This is a genomic window from Mesorhizobium sp. M7A.F.Ca.US.005.03.1.1, assembly GCF_003997975.1.
Taxonomy (GTDB): Bacteria; Pseudomonadota; Alphaproteobacteria; order Rhizobiales; family Rhizobiaceae; genus Mesorhizobium; species Mesorhizobium ciceri.
In genome coordinates this window covers 23,049-41,923 of sequence record NZ_RZRO01000035.1, presented here as the reverse complement: position 1 = coordinate 41,923, position 18,875 = coordinate 23,049, and the positions used below count along the sequence as shown (strand labels likewise).

Annotated in this window: 19 protein-coding genes; 11 read left to right on the top strand and 8 right to left on the bottom strand. The window is 62.4% G+C overall.

The features are described 5' to 3' along the window. Positions 1-102: 102 nt before the first annotated feature. Complete coding sequence (locus EN990_RS16505) at positions 103-999, bottom strand: LysR substrate-binding domain-containing protein (RefSeq protein WP_013532647.1); 897 nt, start codon at positions 997-999, stop codon at positions 103-105. A gap of 84 nt (positions 1,000-1,083) precedes the next feature. Here EN990_RS16505 and EN990_RS16500 point away from each other — a divergent pair, with 84 nt between their 5' ends. The 5 genes from EN990_RS16500 (at position 1,084) to EN990_RS16480 (ending at position 7,246) form a co-directional block, all read left to right on the top strand. After that, positions 1,084-2,703, top strand: a complete 1,620-nt coding sequence (locus tag EN990_RS16500; RefSeq protein WP_206524306.1) for an amidohydrolase — start codon at positions 1,084-1,086, stop codon at positions 2,701-2,703. Next, entirely contained in the window at positions 2,700-3,632 is a 933-nt protein-coding gene (locus EN990_RS16495; RefSeq protein ID WP_013532649.1) for a dimethylarginine dimethylaminohydrolase family protein, read from the top strand. The genes EN990_RS16500 and EN990_RS16495 overlap by 4 nt, the downstream gene beginning before the upstream one ends. Positions 3,633-3,782: 150 nt before the next feature. Continuing rightward, a complete protein-coding gene (locus tag EN990_RS16490) occupies positions 3,783-5,936 on the top strand; it encodes a penicillin-binding protein 1A (RefSeq protein ID WP_013532650.1) in 2,154 nt (717 codons plus the stop codon). A gap of 163 nt (positions 5,937-6,099) precedes the next feature. Then, positions 6,100-6,684 (top strand): DUF1214 domain-containing protein, encoded by a 585-nt coding sequence (locus EN990_RS16485; RefSeq protein ID WP_063171733.1) that lies wholly within the window; start codon positions 6,100-6,102, stop codon positions 6,682-6,684. Continuing rightward, a complete protein-coding gene (locus tag EN990_RS16480; protein WP_127370118.1) occupies positions 6,677-7,246 on the top strand; it encodes a DUF1254 domain-containing protein in 570 nt (189 codons plus the stop codon). Before EN990_RS16485 ends, EN990_RS16480 begins: the two co-directional genes overlap by 8 nt. 139 nt (positions 7,247-7,385) lie before the next feature. Here the strand turns inward: EN990_RS16480 and EN990_RS16475 are convergent, their stop codons facing one another. After that, complete coding sequence (locus EN990_RS16475; RefSeq protein WP_013532653.1) at positions 7,386-7,574, bottom strand: hypothetical protein; 189 nt, start codon at positions 7,572-7,574, stop codon at positions 7,386-7,388. A 187-nt stretch (positions 7,575-7,761) separates the two neighbouring features. Between EN990_RS16475 and EN990_RS16470 the strand changes: the two genes are divergently transcribed. Further along, positions 7,762-8,799 carry a hypothetical protein gene (locus tag EN990_RS16470; RefSeq protein WP_164753794.1) on the top strand — a complete coding sequence of 346 codons (1,038 nt, stop codon included), beginning with the start codon at positions 7,762-7,764 and terminating at the stop codon, positions 8,797-8,799. Here EN990_RS16470 and EN990_RS16465 read toward each other — a convergent pair. The 3 genes from EN990_RS16465 to EN990_RS16455 form a co-directional block, all read right to left on the bottom strand. Beyond that, positions 8,777-9,124 carry a DUF1491 family protein gene (locus EN990_RS16465; RefSeq protein ID WP_013532655.1) on the bottom strand — a complete coding sequence of 116 codons (348 nt, stop codon included), beginning with the start codon at positions 9,122-9,124 and terminating at the stop codon, positions 8,777-8,779. The two genes, EN990_RS16470 and EN990_RS16465, sit on opposite strands and share 23 nt — an antisense overlap. A 69-nt stretch (positions 9,125-9,193) precedes the next feature. Then, positions 9,194-9,991, bottom strand: coding sequence for a peptidoglycan-binding protein (locus tag EN990_RS16460; protein WP_127385258.1), 798 nt, complete (start codon positions 9,989-9,991; stop codon positions 9,194-9,196). Further along, positions 9,966-11,699, bottom strand: coding sequence for an ATP-binding protein (locus EN990_RS16455; RefSeq protein WP_127388328.1), 1,734 nt, complete (start codon positions 11,697-11,699; stop codon positions 9,966-9,968). The genes EN990_RS16460 and EN990_RS16455 overlap by 26 nt, the downstream gene beginning before the upstream one ends. Positions 11,700-12,234: 535 nt before the next feature. Between EN990_RS16455 and EN990_RS16450 the strand changes: the two genes are divergently transcribed. Together EN990_RS16450 and EN990_RS16445 are read left to right on the top strand one after the other, a co-directional pair. Further along, positions 12,235-12,588, top strand: coding sequence for a DUF5330 domain-containing protein (locus EN990_RS16450; protein ID WP_013532658.1), 354 nt, complete (start codon positions 12,235-12,237; stop codon positions 12,586-12,588). A 100-nt stretch (positions 12,589-12,688) separates the two neighbouring features. Then, positions 12,689-13,117, top strand: a complete 429-nt coding sequence (locus EN990_RS16445; RefSeq protein ID WP_027162984.1) for a SufE family protein — start codon at positions 12,689-12,691, stop codon at positions 13,115-13,117. Positions 13,118-13,209: 92 nt separating this feature from the next. Here the strand turns inward: EN990_RS16445 and EN990_RS16440 are convergent, their stop codons facing one another. Continuing rightward, positions 13,210-13,635 carry a MucR family transcriptional regulator gene (locus EN990_RS16440; protein ID WP_013532660.1) on the bottom strand — a complete coding sequence of 142 codons (426 nt, stop codon included), beginning with the start codon at positions 13,633-13,635 and terminating at the stop codon, positions 13,210-13,212. Between the two features lie 444 nt (positions 13,636-14,079). Further along, positions 14,080-14,451: an SH3 domain-containing protein gene (locus EN990_RS16435; protein WP_164745941.1), complete on the bottom strand. Its 372-nt coding sequence runs from the start codon at positions 14,449-14,451 to the stop codon at positions 14,080-14,082. 160 nt (positions 14,452-14,611) lie between these two features. Between EN990_RS16435 and EN990_RS16430 the strand changes: the two genes are divergently transcribed. The 3 genes from EN990_RS16430 to EN990_RS16420 all read left to right on the top strand — a co-directional run bounded on the left by EN990_RS16430 (position 14,612) and on the right by EN990_RS16420 (position 17,922). Next, positions 14,612-16,735: a S9 family peptidase gene (locus tag EN990_RS16430; RefSeq protein ID WP_127385259.1), complete on the top strand. Its 2,124-nt coding sequence runs from the start codon at positions 14,612-14,614 to the stop codon at positions 16,733-16,735. Next, positions 16,732-17,358, top strand: coding sequence for a LysE family translocator (locus tag EN990_RS16425; RefSeq protein WP_024505543.1), 627 nt, complete (start codon positions 16,732-16,734; stop codon positions 17,356-17,358). The genes EN990_RS16430 and EN990_RS16425 overlap by 4 nt, the downstream gene beginning before the upstream one ends. 156 nt (positions 17,359-17,514) lie before the next feature. Next, complete coding sequence (locus tag EN990_RS16420) at positions 17,515-17,922, top strand: SET domain-containing protein-lysine N-methyltransferase (RefSeq protein ID WP_013532664.1); 408 nt, start codon at positions 17,515-17,517, stop codon at positions 17,920-17,922. Between the two features lies 1 nt (position 17,923). Here EN990_RS16420 and EN990_RS16415 read toward each other — a convergent pair whose 3' ends face one another. After that, positions 17,924-18,871 carry a cytochrome c gene (locus tag EN990_RS16415; protein WP_127368563.1) on the bottom strand — a complete coding sequence of 316 codons (948 nt, stop codon included), beginning with the start codon at positions 18,869-18,871 and terminating at the stop codon, positions 17,924-17,926. Positions 18,872-18,875 lie beyond the last annotated feature (4 nt).

The following is an 18,875-nucleotide window of genomic DNA, read 5'->3' as shown; positions in this document are numbered from 1 at the left end:
CTTGTCGAAATCGTAGGCAGGGTGCCGGCTCACCGCAACCGAATAGTTTTCGCGTGATCGGCAAATTCCATTCATCTATGGCGAGATGGCGCCGCCTTGCCCTCAATACGGCAGAATGCGGTTCTCCTGGAGTTTCGACCGCAGCCATCCCGCGAACGCTTCCAGCACCGGATGCGAAGCCTTGGCGTGTTCGGAGACCAGGAAATAGGAGCGTGGCGACTTGATCGCGATGTCGAACGGCCTGACCAGCCGGCCCTCGCTCAGCGCCCGCCGGCTGGTCAGTTCGTCGCCCATGGCGATGCCCTGGCCGGCAATCGCCGCCGAAAAGACCAGGTTCATATCGGAAAAGAAGATGCCACCCTCGATGTCGGGGTTTTCCACCTTGGACAGCGCCAGCCAGCGCGCCCAATCCTCGGTGTCGTCGAGATGCAGCAGGTTGGCGCGTAGCACGTCCGACGGCCGGGAAAACCCGCCGACCTTGTTGAGCAGCGTCGGGCTGCAGAGCGGCGTGAACGAGATTTCGCAGAGCGGCTCGACCGCCCGGTTCGGCCAATTGCCGACACCAAACGCAATGAAGGCATCGGCATCTGCGTTGCTGACATCGTCGAGCCGGCGCGGCGTCAGGATGCGCAGCGCCACGTCAGGATACATCTGCCGGAACTCGCCGATATGGGTGCACAAGAACAGCGAGGCGAAGCCGGGCGTGCAACTGACGGCGAACGAGCCGCCGACGCCGGTGCCGGCGTCCCGCGTCACCGCATCGCCCAAAACGGTGAGCGCCTTGCGCACGTCGCTGGCGTAGCGCTGGCCGCGCGGCGTCAGCGCCACGCCCTTGCCGATGCGTTCGAGCAGGTCGAAGCCGAGATCGCGCTCCAGCAGACGAAGCTGATGGCTCACGGCGCTGCGGGTCAGGTGCAACTCGTCGGCGGCGCGCCAGACGCTGCCATGGCGGGCGAAGCTGTCGAGCGCACGCAGCGCTTGTGTGGATGGTATACGCAAGGAGCCTCAGGTGAACCGAATTTGCACGAACCGGGAAAACATATCACTTTTTAGCGAACCGCTTCACTGCTTTCTTCTCATGCCATGGAGAAACCGGTGGCCACCTCGGCGCAAGCAACCGCCCTTGCCTGTCTCGACGGCATCCAGCCGTTGTTGTCCGCGTGGACACGCATCATCTTCGATTACGGCGAGACCGCGTGGCGGGAATATCAATCCGCCGCCTGGTATGTCGAGCGACTGAAACTCGAAGGCTTTTCTGTCGAAGAAGGCTCCGGCGGCATGCCGACCGCCTTCTGCGCTCATTGGACCAACGGCCCCGGCCCGACCATCGGCATGTACGCCGAATACGACGCGGTGCCCGGCAATTGCCAGGATGCCGCTACGGTCGAGCGTCCGCGCCGGGGACTTGGCAATCAGGCCGGCGGCCACACCGACCCGCATTCCGGGCTGGGTATTTCGAGCCTCGGCGGGCTGCTGGCGACCAAGGCCGCGATGCAGCGCCACGGCATATCAGGCACGCTGCGCTTCACCGGCGAGCCGGCGGAAAAGGTGCGTGGGTCAAAGCCGATCCATGCCGCCAAGGGCTATTATGACGGCCTTGCCGGCATGATCTCCTTTCATCCGTTCTACATGCTGCCGCTCTGCAACACGGCGCGCTGGGACACGCATTGCGGCGCGGCCTACGCGATGATCTATCGCTTCATCTGCGACCAACCGGAGCGCTGGGCGCTGGCTGCGGGCGCTGCACCCATTCCGCAAGCACATTCGGCGGCGCGCGCGCCCGGCGCCAACGACGCATTGATGATGATGTACATGGCCTCCAAGGCTCTGCGCGATTCCATGCTGCCGCACCAGGGCGGCTGGTCGATCAGCGAGGCGATCCTGACGGCGGGGCAAGCGACCGCCGACAATTTGCCGGCGGGGCTGGCCGAGATTCAGTACATGATCCGCGTGCCGACGCTTGCCATGGCCGAGCAGGTCACCGCGGTGCTCGACCGCAATGCCGAGGCGGCGGCAGCGATGAGTGGTTGCCGCACCGAGCGGCATTGGGTGTCGAAGTCACGACCGGGACTTGCCAATCATGCCATGGCCGAGATCGCCTATGAAGCGCTGTCGACGGTCGGGCCGCCGCGCTGGGACGAAGACGCCAAGGCAGTCGCGCGCGAAATACAGGTCAATGCCGGGCGCATGGCGAGCGACGAGCCGTTCATCGAAGAGCTGGAGCGCCTGATCGAGCCGCAGGCGGCGGAAGCGATCCTGCGCCGCGACCTGCCGCCCTCGCAGGTCAATTCGACCTCCGACGATTACACCGACATGAGCTGGCACACGCCGACGGCGCGCTTCTATGTCGCCCGCCCGGCACTGCGTTCGGAGACCGGCTATCCCTATCCAGCCTGGGTGATGAATGCGCTGGGCGGTATTTCGGCCACGATCGACCCGATGGTGGCCTGCGCCTCCCGCACGATCGCGCTTGCCGCCCTTCGCCTGCTGGAAGACCAGACTGCCCGCGAAGCGGCGATGGACGAGTTCGTTACCCGCACCGGCGGCGGCATCGGCGGTTCGAACTGGATCGCACCGCTTTGCGACTACGAGCCGCCGATCGGGTTTCGCTGGCCAGAATATGTCACCACCCCGCGTGGACGCGACTGGTGGATACCGAGCAATCAGACACCCCCAAGTCACCTCACGAGGAGCATCCCATGACCGTTCATGACCGCATTGTCGCCGAGCCGTTTTCGCTGCAGCGCCGCAACCCCGCCGGCGGCACCAAGCCGCTGACCGCCTGGGGTTTTGCCAACGAGACCGACGTGCTGACCGACGTCCTGCTCGGCTCGCCCAATTTCCTGCGTCATCTGTCGACCAGCTCGCTGTCGCGCAAGCACCTGCGCGAGGCGCCCTGCAACGTGCAGATCGCGCAGGCACAGCACAAGGACCTGGTCGCCGCCTACGAGCATTTCGGCGTCAACATCCACTGGCACGAGCCGACGCCCGAGCTGCCGATGCAGGTCTATTCCCGCGATTCCAGCGTCATGACGCCCTACGGCGCCTTCATCACCGCCATGGCCAACTGGTGGCGGCGCGGCGAGAACTATGCCGCGATCCGCACCTACGAAAAACTCGGCATCCCGATCTACGACATGGTCACGGCTGGTACCTTCGAGGGCGGCGACTTCAACGTCATCGAGGACGGCGTCGTGCTGATAGGCTGCGGCGGCGCGCGCACGCAGGAGGAAGGTGCGCGCCAGGTGCAGGCCTGGTTCGACAAGGAAGGCTGGGAAACCCGCATCGCTTTCATCGACGAATATTACGTCCATATCGACCTGATGGTGGTGCCGATCGCCGAAAAACTGACCGCCGTCTGCCTTGCCTGCACCGAGCCCGGCATTGTCGACTGGCTGAAGGGCAAAGGCCACGAGATCATCGACGTGCCGTTCCAGGACACGATGGCGCTCGGCTGCAACTTCATGTCGCTGGGCAAGGACCGCGTGATCGCGCCGACCTCCAGCCAGTCGCTGATCGGCCAGCTCAAGGCCCGCGGTTTCGAGGTCGCGGCCGTCGACATGAGCGAGATTTCGAAGACCGGCGGCGGCATCCACTGCATGGCGCAGGCGCTGAAGCGCGAACCGGCCTGAGCCGGCTCGCCCCTCAGCAACAAACCCGATACTGTGTCTTCGCTGCCCTTGTGAGTGCTGGAAAAATGGAGGAATAGTCTTGCGGAATGCATCGCCCTGAAATTGCCGGTTTGCGGTACTCAGGTCGTGCAATTGCTAGCCGGATTCCGAATGGCCAGTCCCGAACCGCGCAAGAGAAGAGGTCCGATCGCCGCCCGGCTGCTGGCGCTCGACGCGTGGATCGATTCCTCGCTCTACGAGATCGGCTTCAAGGCGCGCCAGTTCTGGGAATCGGCGACGATCTTCTCGCGGCGCTTCCGCGTCAACGGCTGGCGCCGTGGCATCATCGAAGTGTTGAGCGAAGGTTTTACGCTCGGCGCCGGCGGCATCGTGGTGATGCTGGCGCTGGCCATTCCGGCTTTCCAGGATACGGCCGGCGACTGGCGCGCCCAGGGCGACTTCGCCGTCACCTTCCTCGACCGCTATGGCAACGAGATCGGCCAGCGCGGCATCATCCAGCGCGATTCCGTGCCGGTCGACGAGATGCCCGATCACGTCATCAAGGCGGTGCTTGCTACCGAGGATCGCCGCTTCTTCGATCACTACGGCATCGATGTGCTCGGCCTTTCCCGCGCCATCTTCGAGAATGTGCGGGCCAATTCCGTCGTTCAGGGCGGCTCGAGCATAACCCAGCAGCTGGCCAAGAACCTGTTCCTCACCAATGAGCGCACGCTGGAGCGCAAGATCAAGGAAGCCTTCCTGTCGCTGTGGCTCGAGGCCAATCTGTCGAAGAAGGAAATCCTGCAGCTCTATCTCGATCGAGCCTACATGGGGGGCGGTACGTTCGGCATCGAGGCGGCCGCCGATTTCTATTTCGGCAAGAGCGTCAAGGATCTGAACCTCGCCGAGGCGGCGATGCTGGCCGGGCTGTTCAAGGCGCCGACCAAATATGCGCCGCACATCAACCTGCCGGCAGCGCGCGCACGCGCCAATGTGGTGCTGTCCAACCTTGTCGATTCCGGCTTCATGACCGAGGGCCAGGTTCTGCAGGCAAGACTGCATCCGGCCGACGTCGTCGACCGCGGCGAGCAGAAAAGTCCGGACTATTACCTCGACTGGGCATTCGACGAGGTCAAGAAGATCGCCAAACCGGGCCAGCACTCGCTTGTTGCCCACACCACCTTCGACGCGAACATCCAGAAGGCAGCGGAAGAATCGGTGGAGTTCCACCTGCGCCAGTTCGGCAAGGAGTACAACGTCACCGAAGGTGCCGTCGTCGTCATCGAGACCAACGGCGCCGTGCGCGCCATCGTCGGCGGCCGCGACTATGGCGCCAGCCAGTTCAACCGCGCCACCAAGGCGCTGCGCCAGACCGGCTCGTCATTCAAACCCTATGTCTATGCAACGGCGATGGAACACGGCTTCACGCCCAACTCCATCATCTCCGGCGGCCCGATCAGCTGGGGGTCCTGGTCGCCGCACAATTACAGCGGCGGATCGGCGGGCAATGTAACTCTGATCATGGCTATGGCCAAATCGATCAACACCGTGCCGGTTCGGCTGGCCAAGGATCACCTTGGCATCGGGCCGATCAAGGCCATGGCCGAGGCGATGGGCGTGGAATCGCCGCTCGAAGCGCACAAGACGATGGTGCTGGGCACCTCGGGCATGACGGTGATGGACCAGGCGACGGGCTACAGCGTGTTCGCCGACAACGGTTTCGTCGGCTTCCGGCACGGCATCAGCCAACTCGTCACCCGCACCGGCGAGGTGGTTTATGATTTCGCCAAGGATGCGCCGCCGCCACACCGGGTGTTGTCGGAGCAGGCGCTGAAATCGATGAACACCATGCTGGCGGCAGTACCGGTGATGGGCACGGCGCGGCGGGCCCAACTTCCCAACATCGTCGTCGCCGGCAAGACGGGCACGACGCAATCCTACCGCGACGCCTGGTTTGTCGGCTTCACCGGCAACTACACGGCGGCAGTATGGATGGGCAATGACGATTTCACGCCGACCAAGAACATGACCGGCGGCTCGCTGCCTGCGATGGTATGGCAGCGCCTGATGGTCTATGCGCACCAGAACATCGACCTCAAGCCGATCCCGGGCATCGACAAGCCCTTCGTCGACGAGGAGATCGCTGCCAAGGCCGAGGAAGCACAGAAGAAGAGCGACGCGCAGGCGGTGGCCGATGCAGCCGCCGAACGGCCGCCGGTGCTGTCCAGCCGCACGACGCAGACGCTGCGGGACATGACCAGCCTGTTCCAGTCGGCGCCCGTCCTCAATACGCCTCAACCGCCGGAGACGCTGTCGGCGCTGTGATGGCGCGCCTGGAACACCCCTCATCCGACCGAGCTTCGCTCGGCCACCGTCTCCCGCAGGGGGAGAAGGAAGAGGCGGCTGCAATTCTACATCGGCCCGCTTGCCACAAGGCCCTGCGCCGCGATATCCCCGAGCGGCAACTCTTCGGTGTCCCCGGCCCTTCATGCTCAAAACTGCCTTCCTGACGTTGCTTTCGCTTGCCATAGCCATCATCGGCGGTGGCGGCAGCGTCTGGTATGCGCTGAAAGTCCAGGATGGCGTCGGCGCCATCCGGATCGGTCAATGGACAGCCTTTCCCGATATCGGCACGCCGTCCGCCGATCCTTATTCCAAGGCTCGCGTGGCGCGCGAGGGCGTGCTTGCACTCGGCCGTGCCGAGGGGCTGTCCTTCGTCGCCGAGCGAGACACGGGCGGCGCCGAGCTCAAGCGCGAATGCACCTACACCATCGAGGGCGGATTTCCGACGGCGCGGTTCTGGACGCTCTACGCCGCCGACCAGTCGCTCAGCGTGGTCGAGACCGGCAAATCCCGGCTGGCGGCGCTGCAATCCTACGGGGTGGTGCGCCAGCCCGACAATTCGGTGATCATTTCCGCCGGCCATCACCCGATGCCCGGCAATTGGCTGCTGACAGACGGCTTCGGCAGGATGTATTTCGTGCTGACCTTCTACGACACGCCAATCGCCAGCAGCACGGGCCTGTCGGACGTCTCGCTGCCGCGGATCGTCAAGGTCGGCTGCAATGCGTAGTTTTTACGCTGCGACGCGCGGACTTCTGCATGCCGTCCTGCTCGGCTTGCTCGGTGCCGGCATCGTGCACATCGCCGTGCTGCTGCTGGTGCCTGAGTTTTCCGAGCGCGATGCCTGGTCGCGGCTGTCAATGGCGTCGGACCTCTACAAGATGACGCGGCTCGATGCCGAGGCCGGTGGCGCGCCCGTGGTGAAATCCGTCGATCCGCTGTTTTATGCGACGGCCTGCCGGTTCGACCTGGGCGAAGGTTTGGTCCGCGTCAAGGCACCTGGACATGTCCCGTTCTGGTCGGTGTCGGTCTATGACCGCAGCGGCCACAACATCTATTCCTTCAACGACCACACAGCGACCGGCGGCGTTCTGGATGCCGTGGTGCTGACCCCGGCGCAGATGATCGACGTGCGCAAGGACCTTCCAGAGGATCTTCAGGGGGCGATCTTCGTCGAAGCGCCGATCGAGGAAGGCATCTTCGTCATCCGTGCCTTCGTCCCCGATGACAGCTGGAAGCCGATCGTGTCGCGCTTCTTCGAACAGAGTTCCTGTGAGTTGCAGGACTTCTAGAGCGTGTCGCGTCTGAACGGATTCAGACGACCCGCTTTAGGTCTTTGTTTTCATGCATGTCGTTCTCCAAAACCGAGGTCACTTTTGGGCGACATGCACTAGACATGATCCCGGACCAAAGGTCCGTGGCCGCCGAAACTCAGTGGTGCGGGACCGGCTTCGTCCCTGGCGACCCCGTCTTGTCGGGATCGACCGGCCGCACTTCGCCGGCATGCGACCGCTCATAGCGGATGCCGGGAAAGATGATCACCGCCGCCGGCATTTCGGCGGTTTGCTTTGCTCTGGTGTTTGGTGCCGTACGCGGCACGAAAGACAGTACCATGCCCATGGTTCGCGCATTCCTCTCGGTTTCCCCGGAGCACAACGCAACGCCTCCAAATGTCATTAAGGCCGGCAGAGGGTTAACGGAACGCTAACGGATCGTCGCTAACTTGATCTTTGTTCTTGGCGCTCGCAAAACCGGCACAGTCCCGGTCGAGCGCGCCAAGCTTGTGACGAGTACGGGCGTATCCTTCGTGTCATCTTCGGACTTCAGGCAAATCGCGGTAAGAAAAGACTCGGGAAAGGCCGAAAGGCTGTTCCGCGCCGCAGTGTCGGCGTTCTGCTCGCTCACCCGCCCTTCACGCCGCGAGATCGGCCAACTCGAAGACCTGACGCTGCCGCTGTTCAATGACGTGTCCGTCGAATCCCGCCGTTACGTGGCAGCCGCCCTTTCCGAATGCGAATACGCACCCGCCGCCCTGGTGCGCCGTCTTTGCGAGGAACCGGTCGACATTGCCGCGCCGCTGCTCATCCGCTCACGCGCCGTCAGCGACATCGATCTCATCGCCCTGATCGGGCGGCATGGCCTGCCGCATGCGCGTGCCATCGCGCGCCGCAAGGGCTTGAACTCGACCATTGCTGACCTGATCAGGGCCCTCGAGAGGCCAACCCTGGTGCGCGCGCCGGACCCGGATGCGAACGCCGCCGCGGCAGACAAGATCGCGCCAGCGAGCGCGGATACCGCCTCCGGCGAGCCAGCCCGGGAACAGACACTCGGCATCGCGGCCGAGAATGCACGGCGCAGGCTGCGCTCGATGATGCGCACCGGCGACGAGAAGACAGCGAGGACCGCCGACCCTTTCAAGGGCGCCGACACCTATATGAAATTGCGCGAGACAGCGCTGACGGGAAACGCCGCGTTCTTCCAGACCGCTCTCGCCGATGCACTCGACATCGATTTCGAGATCGCGCGATCGCTCACCGCCAACCAGAATTATGCCTCGCTGCTTGTCGCCTTGCGCTCGCTCGACCTCAGCGAAGACAGGGCCTTCCTGGTCACGGTTGCCGTCTATCCCAGCCAGTTCCCGCACCCGCAGGCTATCCGGACTTTCCTCGACCGCTACCGGCTGCTGCATCGCGAGGCGGCCCAGGACAAGATGCGGTCGTGGAGAGCGGAAATCCTTTCAAGGGTGGTTCGCGGCGCAGCACCTGCCAACAGCGATACACGCACCGCTTCGAACAGCGACGATGCGGCGGCTTCGTCCGGCCTCAGGGCGTCTTCACGGAAATAAGCTCCTCGACGGGCACGGCACCGGCCTCGATTTCGACCACCCAGATGTCGGGATCGAATTTTTTCTCCCGTTCCAGCCTGGCTTCGAGCACCGCGGGATCGTCACCAGCTCCGAGCAGAGTGAAAAACCGGTCGTCGGGCTTGGCCGAATCATAGCTTGTCTGCGGCGCCGGCCCGAACAGGGCAACCTCACCCAGCCTGCCCCGCGCCAGCACGAACACAGCGCCGGCCTCGGTCGCGCCACGCTTGACCACGGCGGCAAATCCACCGGCGCCGAAAATCCGGCGCAACAGGGCCGAAACCCACAGATCCGATGTGACGCGCATGAGAGAGCTCCCGAAACTGCCGGTTCTCTATCGATATTTCCGCCGCTCGGCGAGCCGTCGTTTCGGCCGTCAGTTGGTCAGGCCGATCTCGCGCATCTTGACGTAGACGATCTCATCGGGCTCGCCGGTCTGCGGCAGCCCGAACAGCGACTGGAATTCCTTGATCGCCGCCTTCGTGCGCGCGCCGACGACACCATCCAGCTGCATGTCGTCATTGCCGAACGCCTTGAGCCCGGCCTGGATCTTGACGATGCGGGCATCGGGCGCTTGCGTCGCGGCATCCGCCTGCCCGGAATTTGTCTGTCCCGAACCTGTCTGCAAAGACACCGGAACGGCGGCCGGCATATCCGGGCGCGGCTGCGGCCTGGGCACGACGGAAGCTGTCTTCGGCGTCGCGCCCAGTTGATCGAGCAGAAGCGCGTCGATCTCGCCGGACGCACTGAGCCCGACCTTCTGCTGATAGTCCTGGATGGCCTTGCGGGTGTTGGGTCCGGAAATGCCGTCGACCGTCCCGGAATAGAAATCGAGATCCTTCAATATGCCTTGCACCTGCTCGACCACCGGATCGCCCTTGATCGGTGCCGGCGCGCCGGATGGCCGCACGATGTTGAATGTCGTCTCCGGTTCGTCGGGCGTCGCGTGCGGAAAGCCCGCAATGCTGCGGGTCGCAAAAAATGCGCCGGCATGCGGGAAAGGTTGGTACCACAAGGCATTTGCGGAGACATAGAACAGCGTCACCAGGAACGCCGTCGAGCCGCCCACCAGGACAGGATTGCGCGAGATCATGCCGCCGACGGCGACAGCGCCGTCCTGAAAGGCATTGCTGCGGCGCTTGACCGCCTTAGCCGGTTTTCCGGAGCGAGCCATCTCTGTCCCCTTTCGCCATCGCCACAGGCATGGTCAGCACGCCGGCTTTCTCCGCCTGATGTCCCTTCGGTCCGTTCACCGGCAGGCTGATGGTCACCGTGGTGCCCTCGCCTGGCATGCTTTCGATGGACATCGTGCCCTCGTGCAGCGCCACCAGGCCCTTGACCAGTGAAAGGCCAAGACCAGTCCCCTCGAAACGGCGCGTATAGTCGTTCTGGATCTGCATGAAGGGCTTGCCGAGATTGGCGAAATCCTCCTCGGCGATGCCGATGCCGGTGTCCCTGACCCAGAAATGCAGGCGCGAACCGATCCGCTTGGCGCCGACGACGACGTTGCCGCCGTCGGGAGTGAACTTGATCGCGTTGGAGACCAGGTTGATGAGCATCTGCTGCACGGCGCGCTGATCGGCATTGATGTCGCCGGCGTCCGGCGCGATCTGCGCCTGCAGATCGATGTTCTTGGCCTGCGCCTGCAGTTGCATCATCGACTGGCACATGTCGACCGCTTCCGCGAACCGGAAAGGCTCGGGTTCGGTCGCATAGACGCCCGATTCAATCCTGGACACGTCGAGTATCGAGGTTACGACGGCGAGCAGATGCTGGCCCGAATCCCGTACCAAGCCGACATATTCTTTCTGGCGCGGATCCTTGAAGGCGCCGAACATCTCATGCAGCAGCATATCCGAGAAGCCGATAATGGCATTTAACGGCGTGCGCAGTTCGTGGCTGACCACCGCCAGGAAGCGTCCCTTCGCCACCTCGGCGGACGCGGCCGCCTCATTGGCTGCCGCCAGATCCTCGCGCAACCGGGCGATCTCGTCATTCTGCCTCAGGACGAACGTAAAGACATCACCCTGTTCCTCACCACGCACGAGATCAAGCGAGAACGGCCGGTAATTGTCGGCCGTCAGGCCATTGCCATTCTGAGGCAGCCGGATGCGCAATTCGAGCCGGCGCGACAGTGCGCCGTCGCGCATGTCGGCCATTGCGCTGAGATAGGAAACGCGATCCGACAGATGGACGCGATCGAAGAGGCCGTTTCCGGACAGCAGTTCGGGCGGCAGTTTCAAAAGCGTGCGCGCTTTTGGCGACGCGTCCAGGACCTCGCCATGACGGGCGACGCGCAAGACCACCGCATCGATGGTGTCTTCGAGCCGGTCGGCAGTGTCGAGCACATCAGCCGCATCGGCCGTGTTTTGAAATGCCGATGCGCGCGGGATCAGTGTGAGCGTCCAGGCCAACGGCACCAACCAGTGCCACGCCGCGATCTGCGCTCCTGCGAACGGGAATACGGTTCCAGCCAAAGGCTGAGCCAAGATGGCTACAGCGGCCGACACGGCTCCCCACAGTGCCGCGCGCCGCGAAGCGCCGATCCACCAGGCTTCAAAAGGCAGCGCCACGACAAGCATGGCGACAGGCGAACTCAGCCCGCCCGCGGCGGCAATGAGACTGCCGAGAGAAATGCCGGCCAGCACCAGGGCGACCCAACTCGCTATCGCCATCTTGCCGGTCGCCGCCACCAGCAAGGCGACGAACCAGCACAGGCCAAAGGCGGCGAAAATGGCGGCCATGGTGACGGCGACGCCCATGCCTGAAGTAACCAGCGTGACCGCGGCACCGGCGACAAAGAAAGGAGCGGCGAGCATGACGCCGATAAAGCGGCGCTGGCGCTCGCGGTCGCTCCGCCCAAGGATGGACGGATGGACCATACGTTCGCAACCGGCCGAAATCGCGCCAGGCAATTCAACGTATCTGGCCTTGATTGAACTCAACTCAACGCACTCGCACTTGTCGTGGACAGCTCTGCTATGCAGATGGTTCTGGTTGGCTTTGAAACTCGCATCCAGCGTTTAAGGAATGGATAAGGCAGGGCCGACCAGGGCCCGGCCTGCGGCAAATATCGGGATGCCGGCGGCCGAAAGCACGGACAAATGCAGCCATAGTAAACGGAGAGTTATCCGCCGACGGCACCCATCGGCCGGGCGCACTCGGCACCTGGACGTCCCTATTTCAAGAAAAACGCAGGGAAATCATGGGGATATATGGTTATTTGTTGTTAAGGAAAATTACTCGGATTTGAGACAAATCGATTGCAGAACGGTTCGTTTCGAATTTGCCTAAAATTTGAGGAAAATTCTCTCTTTGCCCGCAAGCCGTCCTTTGCGCCTGTGTGCCAAAATCCTGCCTACAAAAGAGGTCATGCCATATGGATGCATGATCCGGTCACGACGAGAGGGCAAGGGCATGGTCTTCCTCATAAGAATGGCTTTCTGGTTTTCGCTGGTGCTGCTGGCGCTGCCATTGAGTGTCGGCCCCGATGAAGCGGGGCATGAAAGCGTCGGACCGATCCAGGCCTTGTTTGCGGCACGCGAAGCGGTTGGCGATATCGCCGGCATTTGCGAACGCAAACCCGATGTCTGCGAGACCGGCAAGTCGGCGATGCACACCATTACCGCCCGCGCCAAAGAGACCGCCAAGATCGCGGCAGCGATGATGGACGACAAGTCCGCCGCCGGCCCCGACACGTCGACGATGACCGGCAGCGTGCCCGAAGGAATCGTCTTGCCCGAGACCGTCAACCTGCCGCCTCAGAATTAAGCCGTTTCGACGGCGCACCGCGGGCTGTCTGCCCTCTCGACGCCCGCGGTGTCCTTGTTTTTTCCGTGACGCGGAGCCGCCGCGTGACTATATCCCAGACATGACCACGACGATCCAGACGATCCGCGACGACTTCTCGTTCCTCGAGGAATGGGAAGACCGCTATCGCTATGTCATCGAACTCGGCGAGGCGTTGCCGCCGTTTCCGGACGAGCAGCGCAGCCCCGCCAACAAGGTGCCGGGATGCGTCAGCCAAGTCTGGCTGACCACTGAACGCGGAGCTGGAGCCGATCCTGTCATCACCTTCACCGGCGATTCGGACGCTCATATCGTGCGTGGGCTGGTCGCGATCATGCTGGCGCTGTTTTCCGGCAGGACCGCCAGCGAAATCCAGAAGACCGATGCGGAAGCGACATTGAAAGAACTCGGCCTCGACGAACATCTGTCGCCGCAGCGCGCCAACGGCCTTCGCTCGATGGTCAAGCGCATCAAGCGCGACGCCGAGGCAGCGCTCAAGCAGACCGCCTGACGCTTCCCGACCCGATCCGCGCGTCGCGGCTCGCAAAAATCAAACGGCGCCCGAAGGCGCCGTTGATGTCGATCCGATCTGGCTGGCAGCAATTACCGCGCTTTGCGCTTGCGGCCGAGACCCATCTTCTTGGCGAGTTGGGACCGGGCAGCTGCATAGTTGGGTGCAACCATCGGATAGGTCGGGTCGAGGTTCCACTTTTCGCGATACTGGTCCGGCGTCAGGTCATAGTGGGTCATCAGGTGGCGCTTCAGCGACTTGAACTTCTTGCCGTCTTCAAGGCAGACGATGTAGTCGTCATGAACCGACCGCTTCGGGTTGACCGCCGGCTTCTGCTTGTCGGCAGGCGGCTGTTCGGCGGTTCCGCCCACACGCCCGAGTGCGGCATGGACATCGGATATCAGGTTCGGCAGTTCGCCGACCGGCACGGGATTGTTGCTGACATAGGCGGCCACCACATCGGCGGTCAATTCGATCAGCGCATCGCTGTTTCTGGAAGGTGTTTCGACAATATCCATGGTCTTCGGTCCCCAACAAGAGTTACATCGATCTGCGCCCTTTTTTACAAGCAGGGCATCGCACGAATTTTGTGCAGGTAGAGTTTCTACGATTCGTGTCGCGGGCACATCAATGAGCGTGCAGACCAAGTAAGTCAATTCGCCCCTCGCGCTATATTGAACGATATTGATCAAATGTTCCGCGATCAGCTTCAATCTTTCGTGCATTGTGTAATTTATCGATATTTCGCGTTCCCGTCGGCGGCGGCTGACGCAACGTCAGATCGCCGTTACATTCGTGGCAACTCACGAAACGGGTTTTAATGTTTGATCTTGCTTGGCTATCGCTCGAGAAATATTGGTTGTTCGCATTTGTCCACAAAACCACAGGTTGCCGTGGTCATATACGAGCAATCAGGCGACATGCCAGTCATCCGACCGATCGGCTGATTGCTGCCGCGTCAATCAATGCGGGATGATGTATTTGCCATAGGCCCAGCCGGTGACGAAATTGCCGTTCTGGACCGGATCATGCCAGACTTCGCACCAGCGATAGCGAATCTTTTGTGCCTGCTTCCATGCCGGCTGGTTGGCGATGTCGAGCAGGTTTATTCCGCCGGTGCATCGCCCGGTCATCTGCAGAACGGTGCCGTTCGGATATCCCGCCTGCTTTTGGGATGTGCCCGAAGGGTATTTGCGTACATTGAGCGTGTCGCCGAACGGGACATTGGCCACTTGCCAAGCCGCGAATACGGTCGCATGAGACTGGCCGGCAAAGCCCAGAGTTAGCGAAGCAACGGCGAAAGCCGCAGCAGTCCGAGACCAAATAGTCATCATCTCTCCTCCCGGCTCATCTCCTGGAGCCGACACAACCCATACGCTCCGGCTCTTGAACCTGCCCTGATCGGCGTGTTCATTTGCCATTCAAGATATTTCTCCATTCGAGATGGCCCTTCAAGATACTGGCCCATTGAAGATACTGGCAAAGCGAGACGCAATGACCAAGACATCCATATTTCCGATCGTCAGCCCGCCAACGCCCGAGAAGCGGCCGGTTTCCGACACGCATCACGGCATCACGCGAACCGACGACTATGCCTGGCTACGGGCCGATAACTGGCAGGAGATGTTCCGCGACCCGTCATTGCTCGATGCGGGGATCCGCGCAGAACTCGAGGCGGAGAATGCCTACCAGTCGAAGCTGATGGCCGACACGGTCGAACTGCAAAAGCAGCTTTTCAAGGAGATGAAGGGCCGTATCAAGGAAGACGATTCTTCCGTGCCGATGAAGGATGGGCCCTATGCCTACGGCTCGTCCTTTAAACTTGGTGGCGAGCAGCCGCGCTATTTCCGCATGTCGCGCGACGGCGGCGCCGAGCATATCCTGCTCGATGGCGACGCGGAGGCCGCGGGCAAGGCCTATTTCCGTCTTGGCGGTGTCGACCATTCGGCCGACCACGCCAAGCTGCTATGGGCATTCGACGACAAGGGCTCCGAATTCTACACGCTTCGCGTGCGTGACCTTGCCGATGGCAAAGAGCTTGCCGACCAGATCCCCGACACCGGCGGTTCAGGCGTCTGGAACGCAGGCAATGACGGCTTCTTCTACACGCGTCTCGATCCCAACCATCGCCCGTCCAAGGTACTGTTCCATGCGCTGGGCGACAGCCCGGACAGCGACCGGTTGATCTATGAGGAAACCGATCCCGGCTTCTTCATGAATGTCGACGGCACCCGCAACAACGAATGGATCATGATCGGCATCAACGATCACGAGACTTCGGAATACCGCCTGATGCGCGCCGACGATCCGTTTGCCGAACCGAAACTGGTGTCGCCGCGCGAGGTTGGCCTTCAATACGAGCTGGAAGAAGGCGGCGATATCTTCTTCATCCTGACCAATGCCGACGGCGCCAAGGACTTCAAGATCATGACGGCGCCGGCGAGCGATCCCGTGCGCGCCAACTGGCAGGAACTGGTGCCGCACGAGCCCGGCCGGCTGATCCTGTCGGTGATCGGCTTCAGGGACCACATGGTCCGGCTCGAACGCAAGGAAGGCCTGCCGCGCATTGTGGTGCGCGACCGTATCAGCGGCGAGGAGCATCTTCTGTCCCTCGACGAGGAGGCCTTCTCGCTCGGCCTGTCGGGTTCCTATGAGTACGACACCGAGATCATGCGCTTTTCCTACTCGTCGATGACGACGCCCGCGCAGGTGTTCGACTATAACATGCGCACCCGCGAGCGGGTGCTGCTGAAGACCCAGGAAGTGCCGTCCGGCCATGATGCGGACCATTATGTCACGCGGCGGCTGATGGCGCCGGCCAGCGATGGCGAACTGGTGCCGATCTCGCTTTTGCATCATCGCGACACGCCGCTGGACGGATCCGCACCTTGCCTGCTTTACGGCTACGGCTCCTATGGCATCACCGTGCCGGCCGCCTTCAACACCAACTGGTTCTCGCTGGTCGACCGCGGCTTTGTCTTCGCCATTGCTCACGTTCGCGGCGGCAAGGACAAGGGCTATGGCTGGTACGATGACGGCAAGCGGGAGAACAAGATGAACACGTTCACCGATTTCATCGCCGTCGCGCGCCATCTGGTCACGGAGCGTTACACGGCGCATGACCGTATCGTCGCGCAAGGCGGTTCGGCCGGCGGCATGCTGATGGGTGCCGTCGCCAACATGGCGCCGGATTGTTTTGGCGGCATCGTCGCCGAGGTTCCCTTCGTCGATGTGCTCACCACCATGCTCGATGCGACCCTGCCACTGACGCCGCCGGAATGGCCCGAATGGGGCAACCCGATCGCGTCCGCCGACGACTATCGGACGATCGCTGCCTATTCGCCCTACGACAATGTCTCTGATCACGACTATCCGCCGATCCTGGCGCTGGCCGGTCTCACCGATCCGCGCGTCACCTATTGGGAACCGGCCAAATGGGTGGCCCGGCTGCGCGACCGCAAGAGCGGAGACAATCCGGTTCTGTTCAAGATCAACATGGATTCCGGTCATGCAGGCGCTTCCGGCCGGTTTTCGCGGCTGGAAGAGATCGCCTACACCTATTCCTTCGCGCTGAAAGTGATGGGCAAGGCGCAGCTTACGGGAGCAACCAACCAATGATCGACCTGACCACCCTGATCGCCTACATCGCGGTCGTGCTCGGCTTCGTCTTCATTCCAGGCCCCGCCACCCTGCTGACGATCGCCCGGGCAACGAGTTCCGGAACCAAGGTCGGGATCGCGACGGGCGCCGGGATCGCTGCCGGCGACGTCTTTCATACCGTCATGGCCATGATCGGCATCTCGGCGATCATCGCCGCGTCGGCGACGCTGTTCAGCGTCATCAAGTACATCGGCGCGGCCTACCTGGTTTATCTCGGCATTCGCGCGATCATCGAGAAAACACCGGCCAACCCGGCGGCCGGTGCGCTCGCGATCTCCGCCGGCAAGGCGTTTCGACAGGCTGTCCTGACCGAAGTGCTCAACCCCAAGACCGCTCTGTTCTTCCTCGCTTTTCTGCCTCAGTTCGTGCGGCCTGAAAACGGATCGGTGATGCTTCAGATGACCGCGTTGGGGGTCATCTTCGTCATACTGGGCCTTTTCAGCACGGTCGTCTTTGCCGTGAGCGCTGGCCGGCTCGGCACGTTCCTGCGCCGAAATCCGTCGGTGTTACGATTGCAGGGCAAAGTTGTCGGCGGCATCTACTGCGCTCTGGGCGTCCGTCTGGCGCTGCAGCAACGCTGACTCTGGACGATGATCGATGCACCCTTGCCAGAGGGCTGGGTGTCAGGACTTTTTGAAGCTCCCGTCGCTCATTTTCACTCGCAATTGCGACGACCGCGCGCTACCCAGTGCGCGGCTTTTCCGGCCTGACAGCCTCCAATCGCGTAAAGGTTCATTATGCTGCTCGTCGACGTCTATCTCGACAAATCACCCATCCAGGGAATCGGCGTCTTTGCCAAGAACCACATTCCTCGCGGTACTCTGATCTGGAAGTTAGACCCAAGGTTCGATCGGCTCATCGAGGTCGAGACTTATGAGCGGGCGGCCGGCCCGGTGAAGAGCTATCTCGACCGCTACTCCTATCCTGACCGCCGCGATCCGAACTACATCGTCTTCGAAGCCGACGACGCGCGCTACATGAACCATGCCGACGAGCCTAATTGCGACGTCTCCTCACCCGAGGAGAGTTTTGCGCTGCGCGACATCGCGCCTGGCGAAGAGTTGACCTGCAACTACAACCATTTCTTCGAAACGGGCTTCGATTTTCTCGGTGACCGCCACCTGTCATCCGCAGACTCGATCTAGACTAGTTCGCCCTCTTGCGGGCCGGATAGCCGTTTGGATGCGCGGGTATCGCCTTGAGATAGGCGGCGATGGCAGCACGGTCCTGCGGCGCCAACTCGGCCATGTTTCGCTGCACGTCGACCATGGCGCCGCCGACGGAATCAAAATCGGGCGTGAAGCCGGTTTCGAGGTAGTTGACGATGTCGGCTTCCGACCAATCGCCTATACCGCCCTCGCCCGATGTGATGTTCGGCACGACGCCGCTGCCTTCGGCAGCCACCGCACCGGCCAGCCACACGTTCTTTTTCGTACCACCTGCAAGGTCGCGCGGCGTATGGCATTCGCCGCAATGGCCCGGCCCCTCGACCAGATAGCGGCCGGCCATGACCGGATCGGGCGTGCCAGCGGGAAATGGAACGACCGGCTGGTCGCTAAGATAGAGCAATTTCCACAGGCCAATGCCGCGACGAATGTTGAAGGGAAAACCGAGCGAATTTGCAGGCGCCTTGCCGGCGACGGCCGGCAGCGTCTTGAGAAAGGCATAGAGATCGCCAATGTCGGCCGGATTCATGCGCGCGTAGGACGCATAGGGAAACGCCGGATAGAAGTGTCGGCCCGAAGGCGACACGCCCTTCAGCATGGCATTGGCGAGGTCCTCGACCGACCATGCGCCGATGCCGTCCTTGGCGTCTTGCGAAATGTTGGGCGGCACGAAGGTTCCGAACGGCGTCTTGAGCTCGAGACCGCCCACGAGTTGAAGCCGCGCATCGCCCTGTGAGCCCGGCTTTGCATGGCAGGATGTACAACCGCCGGCATAAAAAATGCGCTTGCCCCTGGCTGCGTCGCCAGGACCGAGCTTGGCCAGGGTCTCCCTGTCGAGCCTCACCGGCGCCGACCCGGCCCACCCGGCAACCGCGCCGACGCCGCCGAGGATGACGATGGCGCCGACGAGTTTCTTTAGCCAGGGCATCGCC